The sequence below is a fragment of the Amycolatopsis rifamycinica genome (genome assembly GCF_000695625.1).
GTDB lineage: Bacteria > Actinomycetota > Actinomycetes > Mycobacteriales > Pseudonocardiaceae > Amycolatopsis > Amycolatopsis rifamycinica.
Genome location: NZ_JMQI01000051.1, coordinates 170489 through 178598, shown reverse-complemented (window position 1 = coordinate 178598; position 8110 = coordinate 170489). Strand labels below are relative to the sequence as shown.

The following is an 8110-nucleotide window of genomic DNA, read 5'->3' as shown; positions in this document are numbered from 1 at the left end:
CCCGCCGCTGGCCTCGCTCACCGCCTACACCTGGCGCGTCCGCGTCTGGGACGGCGCGGGCCGTCCGGGCGGCTGGAGCGCGGTCCAGCGCTTCGAAACCGCGCTCCGGACACCCGCGACCGAGTGGACCGGCGCCTTCCTCGGCCGCGCGACGGCCGGGCCGGATCTCACCGGGGCGAGCTGGATCTGGTACCCCGAAGGCGATCCCGTCGCCGGCGTGCCGCCGTCGACCCGGTTCTTCCGCAGGACACTGGACCTGGCCGCGGCCCCGGCGAAGGCCACCTTGGTCGTCACCGGTGACGACACCGCCACCGTCTGGGTCAACGGCACCCGCGTGAGCGACTCGCCCCGCGTCGCCGATTCGTGGAAGACCGCCGCGGTCGCCGAAATCGGCGGTCTGCTGACCGCCGGGTCGAACACGATCGCGGTCAGCACCGAGAACACCACCCAGAGCCCGGCAGGCATGCTCGCCAAGCTGACCGTCCCAGGTGGACCCACGCTGGTCACCGACGGGAGCTGGAAGGCCAGTGAGAACGGCCCGGACGGCTGGCAGCAGCGCGGCTTCGACGACAGCTCCTGGCCCGCGGCGCGGGCACTGACCGCGTACGGCACCGGGCCGTGGGGCGCGAACGTCACCGTCGGCACCCCCGCTCCCCTGCTGCGCAAGAGCTTCACCGTCACCAAGCCGGTCGTGAGCGCGCGGCTGCTGACGACCGCGCTCGGGCTGCAGGAGACCCACCTCAACGGGACGAAGGTCGGCGCCGAGGTCCTCGCACCCGGCTGGACCGACTACACGAAACGCCTGCAGTACCGGGTCTCCGACGTCACCGCGCAGATCCGCACCGGGGAGAACGTCCTCGGCGCGCTGGTCGGCAACGGCTGGTACTCCGGCAGCATCGGCATCGCCGGAAGCCGGAAGTACGGCAGCGAGCCGTGGTACTCCGCGCAGCTGCGGCTGACGTTCACCGACGGCACCGGCACCACGATCGCGACCGACGGCACCTGGAAGGCCGGCGACGGCCCGATCCGCGCCGACGACCTCTACCAGGGCGAAACCTACGACGCGCGGCTCACGGCGGCGGGCTGGGACCGGCCGGGGTTCGACGACCGCGGCTGGATGGCCGCGCGCGTGCGCTCCGGCGACCGCCCCACCCTGGTGTCCCAGGTGGACAACGGCGTCACGGTGCAGCAGGACTTCCACCCGGTCTCGTGGACCCAGCCGGAACCGGGCGTGTGGGTGGCCGACCTGGGCCAGAACTTCGCCGGCTGGAACCGGCTCACCGTGGCCGGGCCGGCCGGCACCACGGTCACCATGCGGCACGCCGAGGTGCTGAACCCGGACGGCACGATCTACACCGCCAACCTCCGCGCGGCCCAGGCGACCGACCGGTTCACCCTCGCCGGCACCGGCGGCGCCGAGACGTACGAACCGCGGTTCACCGTGCACGGCTACCGGTACGTCGAGCTGACCGGCCTGCCCTCGCCGCCCACCGCGGCGACGCTCACCGGCCGGGCGATGTGGACGTCGGGGGCGCGGAGCGGGACGTTCACGACGTCGGACGCGCTGGTGAACCAGCTGCAGCACAACATCCTCTGGGGCGAGCGCTCGAACATGCTGTCGGTGCCGAGCGACTGCCCGCAGCGCGACGAACGGCTCGGCTGGACCGGGGACATCGGGATCTTCGCCGGGACGTCGACGTTCAACCTCGACGTCGCCAACTTCCTCGGCAAGTTCAGCGACGACCTCGTCGACGCGCAGCACGACGACGGGTCGTTCACCGACGTGGCCCCGGGCGTGCTGGGCGGCTCGGGCACGGCGGGCTGGGGCGACGCGGGGGTGATCGTGCCGTACACGTTGTGGCAGCGGTACGGCGACACCGGCGTCATCCAGGAACACTTCGCCGCGATGGTGAAGTGGGTCGAATACCTGCGTTCGACGGCGGCCGCGGATCTGATCCGCGACCACCAGACCTACGGGGACTGGCTGAACGTCGAGGACAACACCGGGCAGGACCTGATCTCGACGGCGTTCTTCGCGTGGTCGTCCCGGCTCGTGTCGCGGATGGCGGCGGCCACCGGGCACGGTGCCGAAGCGGCGCGGTACGGCACGCTCGCCGACCAGGTCGCGGCGGCGTTCACGCGGCGGTTCGCCGCGGCCGACGGCACGATCGGCTCGGGCTCCCAGACCGGGTACGTCCTGGCGCTGGCGTTCGGGCTGCTGCCGGCCTCGCTGGTCCAGCCGGCGGCGGACCGGCTGGCCGCCCGGGTCGCGGCGGCGGGCGGGCACCTCAGCGTCGGCTTCCTCGGCGTGGAGAACCTGCTGCCGGTGCTGGCGGCGCACGGCCACGCCGACGTCGCGTACCAGGTGCTCCGGCAGCCGGGCTTCCCGGGCTGGGGCTACATGATCAACCGCGGCGCGACGACGATCTGGGAGCGGTGGGACGGCATCAAACCGGACGGCTCGTTCAACGACCCGGGTATGAACTCGTTCAACCACTACGGGCTCGGGTCGGTGGGCGACTTCCTGTACCGCTCGGTGGGCGGGCTGGCCCCGGCGTCCCCGGGGTACGCGTCGCTGCGGATCGCGCCGCAGCGGGGCGGCGGCCTGACGTCGGCGAAGTCGGCGTACGAAACGCCCTACGGCGCCGCGGTCAGCGACTGGTCGGCCGCGGACGGACGGGTGACCTTGCGGGTGACGATCCCGGTGGGTTCGTCGGCGACGGTCGTGGTCCCGGCGTCGCGCCCGGACGGGATCACCGCGCCGCCCGAGGCGGTGCCGTCCGCGCCCGGGACGTACTTCCTGCCTGCGGGCTCGTACGTCTTCACGGCTCCGGCGTGAGCGGGCGGGCCGGCGCCGCTCCCGCGTGGCGGCGCCGGCTCAGCCGACCGGCCGGAGCTTCAGGTGGAAGTTGTCGAGGGTGGCCGGGAGCGGGCGGTCCGGGGACAGCACCGGCCCCGACGCCTGCTCGTAGCGGTGGTCGCGCAGCAGGTTCGCCAGCATCGTGCTCGCGCAGAACAGGACCAGGTCCCGGCCCGGGCAGATGGCCGGGCCCGCGCTGAACGGGACCAGGGCCGGGTTCTCCGCCGCGCGGCCGTCCAGCCACAGCTCCGGTTCGAAGCGGTCGGCGTAGGGCAGGTCCGGGTCGCGGTGGAAGAACGGCGTGAAGATCAGCACCGTCGTCCCCGCCGGGCCCCAGGACGTCTCCTCCGTCGTTTCCCGCAGGATCATCGGCGTCGTCGGCCACAGCCGGACCGATTCCAGCACGCACGCGCGCAGGTAGCCCAGCTGGTTCGGCTCCGCGAGGTCGACGCCCTCGACGTCGGTGCGGGCACGCTCCAGGGCCCCCGGGTGGCTCGCCAGCAGCGCCAGCGTCCGGTAGGTCGCCATGCCCGCCGCGTCGAAGGCGAACAGCCAGTGCGCCACCTGGTCGGGCGCCGTTTCTTCGCCGGTCTCCGCGATCAGCGCGGCGAGGCTGCCGGGCTCGGCGCGGCCGAGGTGGGCGACGAGCCGCTCGCGGAACTCCTCGCGCAGCTGCTTGCGCCGAGGGTGCAGGTACGCCCAGTTCGCGTCCAGCCGCAGGCGTTCGAGCTGGTCGGTGAGCGTCGTGTCGTCCCGGGCACCGGAGCCGAGCACGATCCGCCGGACCAGGCGCCACCAGGTGACGTTGAAGGTGTCCCAGCCGAGCGTCGCCGAGCCGCGCAGGGCACCGGCTTCCTCGGCGACGGCCTGGGCGAACGGCGCCGCGAGCTCGTGCAGCGGGCGCCCGGGTTCGAGCACGGCCTCGGTGAACCGGCGGCGGGCCGGCCGGTGGGCCGCGTCCGAGATCAGCACGCCGTGCGGCTGGAAGTGCCCCAGCGCGGCCCGTTTCTCCACTGTGGACGGACTGAACGGCGTGGGTGTGCCGGCCAGCAGCCGCTTCACGTCCGCACCGGACAGCGCCAGCTCCACCGACCGGCCGGGAACGCGCAACCTCAGTGGACGGCCGTAGTGGCGGTCGCGCAGCCGGCGCAGCAACCGCACGGCGGCCCGGTCGAACTGCAGCTTCCCGGCCACGGCCATCGCCGCGGGGCGGCGCTTGATGACGCCGCCGGCCAGTGTGGGCAGCGCCACCTGGACCGCGACGCGCAGGGTCTCGGCGACCGAGGCGGTCTCCGGTCGCGTGCGGTGTTCCCGAGTGGACGTCATGGCGCCCGGCTACCCGCCGGCGCCGGGCCGGAAACGCCCTCAGCCGCGCAGGGCGACGTTCAGCACATCACCGGCGTGGTCCAGGCAGTCCACGCAGATCACCGCGTCCCGCGCCGCGCAGTCCACCCGCAGCAGCGGACGCCGGAGCCCGAGGAATGTCCGGCGTTCGCGGCGGCCGCAGAAGTCGCACACCGCGGCCAGCGGCGACGTCACCGCCGCCAGCACGTCACCCGCGCCGCTCTGCCGGTCGGCGCCGTCGCGCGCCACGCGCAGGCCGGCGCGGACGCAGTCCACGCAGATCGGCCCCTTCCGGCCGGGCACGCGGGGGTCGCGCCGCCTGCCGCAGAACCGGCACGGCCCGCCCGTCCCGTTCATCGCCGTCACCGCGGCCTCCTCGTCGGTTTCGCCGCTCGCACGCCGGGAATACGGGCCGCGGCGCGCCTCTTCCGGCCACGCTACCCGGCTTCCGGGAGCCCGGCCGATCGCGGCGCGTCCGGAGTTTCACGCTCGACCGGGTCTCCTGGCGCGGTGGCAGGCGTACAAGCGTCAGGAGGAGACCTTTGTCGTCGTTGACGGTGTTGTTCGGAGTGGCGGGCCTGCTCGCGCTGGCCGCGGCGATCGTGCCGAAGCTGGTGGCCGACCGGCCGTTCTCGGTGCCGCTGGTGATGCTCATCGCCGGCATCGTGCTCGGCGTGGCGCCGCTGCCGGCCCCCTACGGCAACGGCTGGAGCGACCCGGCCGCCCACCTGCACGGGGTGGAATCGTTCGCCCAGCTGGGCATCCTGGTCGCGCTGGCCGGGGCGGGGCTGTCGGTCGACCGCCCGTTCGGCCTGAAACGCTGGGGCACGACCTGGCGGCTGCTCGCCATCACGATGCCGGTGTCGATCCTCGCGATCGCCCTGCTCGGGTACTGGTGGCTCGCGCTCGCCCCCGGGGTCGCGCTGCTGCTGGCCGCGGCACTGGCGCCGACCGACCCGGTACTGGCGGGCGACATCGGCGTGCCGCACCCCGACGTCGAGCCGGAACTGGCCCGGAACAACGAAATCCGGTTCACGCTGACCACGGAAGCCGGGCTCAACGACGGCCTCACCATGCCGTTCATCCTGCTCGGCCTGGCACTGGCGAGCGGACAGCCCCGCCTCGACCTGTCCTGGGTGCTGGTGGACCTGCTGCTGCCGCTGGTCATCGGGGTGGTGGCCGGCCTGCTCACCGGGCGGCTGCTCGGCTGGGCGATCTTCCGGGCGCCGTCGGACCGGCTGCGCCTGGCCGAATACGCCGACGGGCTGGTGCTGCTCGCGCTGGCGTTCGTCCCGTACGCCCTCGCGGAAGCCGCCCACGGCAACGGGTTCGTCGCCGTGTTCGTCGCCGCGGTCGCGGTGCGCACGCAGGAACGCGAACACGAGTACCACGGCGTCCTGCACGCCTTCGGCCACCAGCTGGAACGGCTGTTCGTCCCGCTCGCCCTGCTGGGACTGGGCCTGGCGATCGGCGACGGCCTGCTGCGCGGGCTGCGGCCCCTCGAGGTGGTGATCGCCGTGATCGCCGTGCTGGTGGTGCGGCCCGTCGTGGGCTGGCTTTCCCTGCTGGGCGCGCCGTCCCCGGGACGGCGCGCCACCGCGGCGATCGCGTTCTTCGGCGTGCGCGGCATCGGCACGCTCTACTACCTGGCCTACACGCTCAACCGGCTTCCGCTGCCGCAGCAGGACGTCCTGTGGCGGGTCGGCGCCCTGGCGGTCGCGGTGTCGGTGATCGTGCACGGCGTCCTGGCGGAGCCGGCGATCCAGCGGATCGAGCGCCGGGGCGGCCACCTGCCGGCCGATGTGTAGCGGCGCGCGGAGTGGGTATCAGTCTGTCAAGGCCCTTTTGGCGACTGGCCGATCCGGAAATGTCGCCGCGACGGAAGGTGCACTCCGATGAACGACAAGCTGGAAAACAAGGGCGAAGAGCTCAAGGGCCGGGCGAAGGAAGCCGTCGGCGACGCCACCGACAACGAGCAGTGGCAGGCCGAGGGCAAGTCCGACCAGGCCAAGGGTTCGCTCAAGCAGGCCGGCGAGAAGATCAAGGACGCCGTGAAGGGCGTCACTGACAAGAAGTGACCCGCTTCCCGCTGCCGCACCCCGGACGCCGGGGTGCGGCAGCGGACGCGTGTCCGGGGGTGCTGGGTGTTCGAGGGCTTCGCGCTGGAGCGCGTCGACGTCGGTGACGTCACGCTGCGGGTGCGGCACGGCGGCTCCGGCCCGCCGCTCCTGCTGGTGCACGGGCACCCGCGAACGCACACGACGTGGTACCGCGTCGCCCCGCGGCTCACGGAGCGGTTCACCGTCGTCTGCCCGGACACCCGCGGTTACGGGGAGTCCACCAAACCGCCGACCGACGAAAACCACACGCCCTACAGCAAACGCGCGATGGCGGCGGACTGCGTCGCGCTGATGCGGCACCTCGGGCACGAGCGGTTCTTCGTGGCGGGCCACGACCGCGGCGCCTACGTGGCCACGCGGCTGGCCCTCGACCACCCCGAGGTGGTCCGCGGCGCGGCGATCCTCGACGCCGTCCCGATCGCCGAGGCCCTGGACCGCTGCGACGCCCGGTTCGCGCGCGAGTGGTACCACTGGTTCTTCTTCGCCCAGCCGGAAAAGCCCGAACGGGTGATCACCGCCGACCCGGACGCCTGGTACGACGTCGGCACGAGGAACACCCCCGCACGCCTCGGCGAGGAGAACTTCGCCGACTTCCGCCGCGCGATCCACGACCCGGCCACCGTCACCGCGATGCTCGAGGACTACCGCGCGGGCCTGGGCGTCGACCGCGCCCACGACGACGCCGACCGCGCGGCCGGGCGGCGGATCACCTGCCCGGCCCTGGTGCTCTGGTCGAGCGACGACGACATGGCCGACCTCTACGGCGACGTCCTGGCCGTCTGGCGGCCGTGGACGACGGACCTGCGCGGCCACGCCATCGCGTCGGGGCACCACGTGGCCGAGGAGAACCCCGAGGCGCTCGCCGCCGCGCTGAGCGAGTTCTTCGGCGCGGTTCAGCGGTAGCGGGAGGCGAGCTGAGGGCTCTGGCCCCCGAAGGCCGCGAGGTCGGCGCGGAAGACGGCGTCGAGCAGGCCGGCATCCTCGACACCCGGGGCCGTCACCACCTCGCCGAGCTCGAAACCGCGCAGGGACGCCGTGACGACGTCGGCGGCGGACATCCGCGGCACCGCGCTGAGGTCGAGGCCCTGCCGCGAGTGGAACTCGGTCGCCACGACGCCCGGGCACAGGACCTGCACCCGGACGCCGGTGCCGTCGAGCTCGGCGTTCAGGGTCTGGGACAGGGCGACGAGGTAGGCCAGCGAACCGGCGTAGACGGCCCGCCGGGGCATGACGGAAGGGTCCGCGGGCCCGCTGAACGCGATCATCCCGGCCACGTTGACGATCTTCCCTTCGCCACGCTCCCGCATGCCCGCGACCGCGGCGCGGGTCAGCATGGTGGGCGCGGCGACCTTGACGTGGACGAGCTCGGCGGCCTTCTCGGCGGGCAGCTGCGCCAGCGGCATGTAGTGGGCGACGCCGGCGTTGTTGACCAGCATGGTCAGCGGCTCGGCGGCGCAGATCGCGGCCACCGTGCCGACGCCGTCGTCGGTGGACAGGTCGGCGGCGACCGTGCGGACCTCGACCCCGGGGTGGGCGGCGGCGAACTCCGCGAGGCGGTCCTCGCGGCGGCCGGTGATGATCAGGTCGTAGCCGTCGGCGGCGAGGCGGTCGGCGAAGGCCCGGCCGATGCCGGAGGTGGCGCCGGTGACGAGGGCGAGCTGGGTCATGGGTGTGCTTCCTTTCGGGTTCTGCCCCCACGATCGGCGCGGACCGGCGGCCCGGGAAGTGGTCCCGTTTTCCTGGGACCGGCAGTGCCAGGACAACCGGACGGCGAGCTTGCACAATC

General features: G+C 73.5%; 7 protein-coding genes. 4 read left to right on the top strand and 3 right to left on the bottom strand.

Annotated features, from left to right (window positions below):
- Positions 1-2839, top strand: a 2839-nt coding sequence (locus tag DV20_RS24810; RefSeq protein ID WP_043784211.1) for a family 78 glycoside hydrolase catalytic domain, incomplete at its 5' end; no start/stop codon positions are given.
- 39 nt (positions 2840-2878) lie between these two features.
- On the opposite strand, the gene DV20_RS24805 is transcribed toward DV20_RS24810, so the two are convergent.
- A complete protein-coding gene (locus DV20_RS24805; RefSeq protein ID WP_043784210.1) occupies positions 2879-4186 on the bottom strand; it encodes a cytochrome P450 in 1308 nt (435 codons plus the stop codon).
- Between the two features lie 39 nt (positions 4187-4225).
- Positions 4226-4561, bottom strand: coding sequence for a hypothetical protein (locus DV20_RS24800; protein WP_235190942.1), 336 nt, complete (start codon positions 4559-4561; stop codon positions 4226-4228).
- Positions 4562-4746: 185 nt separating this feature from the next.
- On the opposite strand from DV20_RS24800, the gene DV20_RS24795 reads away from it, so the two are divergent.
- From DV20_RS24795 to DV20_RS24785, 3 genes are all read left to right on the top strand, one after another.
- The gene (locus DV20_RS24795; protein ID WP_043784208.1) at positions 4747-6012 is read left to right on the top strand and encodes a cation:proton antiporter domain-containing protein; all 1266 of its coding nucleotides are present in this window, start codon (positions 4747-4749) and stop codon (positions 6010-6012) included.
- A gap of 87 nt (positions 6013-6099) precedes the next feature.
- The gene (locus DV20_RS24790) at positions 6100-6282 is read left to right on the top strand and encodes a CsbD family protein (protein ID WP_043784207.1); all 183 of its coding nucleotides are present in this window, start codon (positions 6100-6102) and stop codon (positions 6280-6282) included.
- Between the two features lie 66 nt (positions 6283-6348).
- Entirely contained in the window at positions 6349-7227 is an 879-nt protein-coding gene (locus DV20_RS24785; protein WP_043784205.1) for an alpha/beta fold hydrolase, read from the top strand.
- Here the strand turns inward: DV20_RS24785 and DV20_RS24780 are convergent.
- The gene (locus DV20_RS24780; protein WP_043784204.1) at positions 7218-7991 is read right to left on the bottom strand and encodes an SDR family NAD(P)-dependent oxidoreductase; all 774 of its coding nucleotides are present in this window, start codon (positions 7989-7991) and stop codon (positions 7218-7220) included. The genes DV20_RS24785 and DV20_RS24780 overlap by 10 nt on opposite strands.
- Between the last annotated feature and the right edge of the window lie 119 nt (positions 7992-8110).

What these genes read in the sequence shown, in the direction of transcription:
- DV20_RS24805 (WP_043784210.1), bottom strand. Translation starts at nt 4,186, where the DNA reads ATGACGTCCACTCGGGAACACCGCACGCGACCGGAGACCGCCTCGGTC.
- DV20_RS24800 (WP_235190942.1), bottom strand. Translation starts at nt 4,561, where the DNA reads ATGAACGGGACGGGCGGGCCGTGCCGGTTCTGCGGCAGGCGGCGCGAC.
- DV20_RS24790 (WP_043784207.1), top strand. Translation starts at nt 6,100, where the DNA reads ATGAACGACAAGCTGGAAAACAAGGGCGAAGAGCTCAAGGGCCGGGCG.
- DV20_RS24780 (WP_043784204.1), bottom strand. Translation starts at nt 7,991, where the DNA reads ATGACCCAGCTCGCCCTCGTCACCGGCGCCACCTCCGGCATCGGCCGG.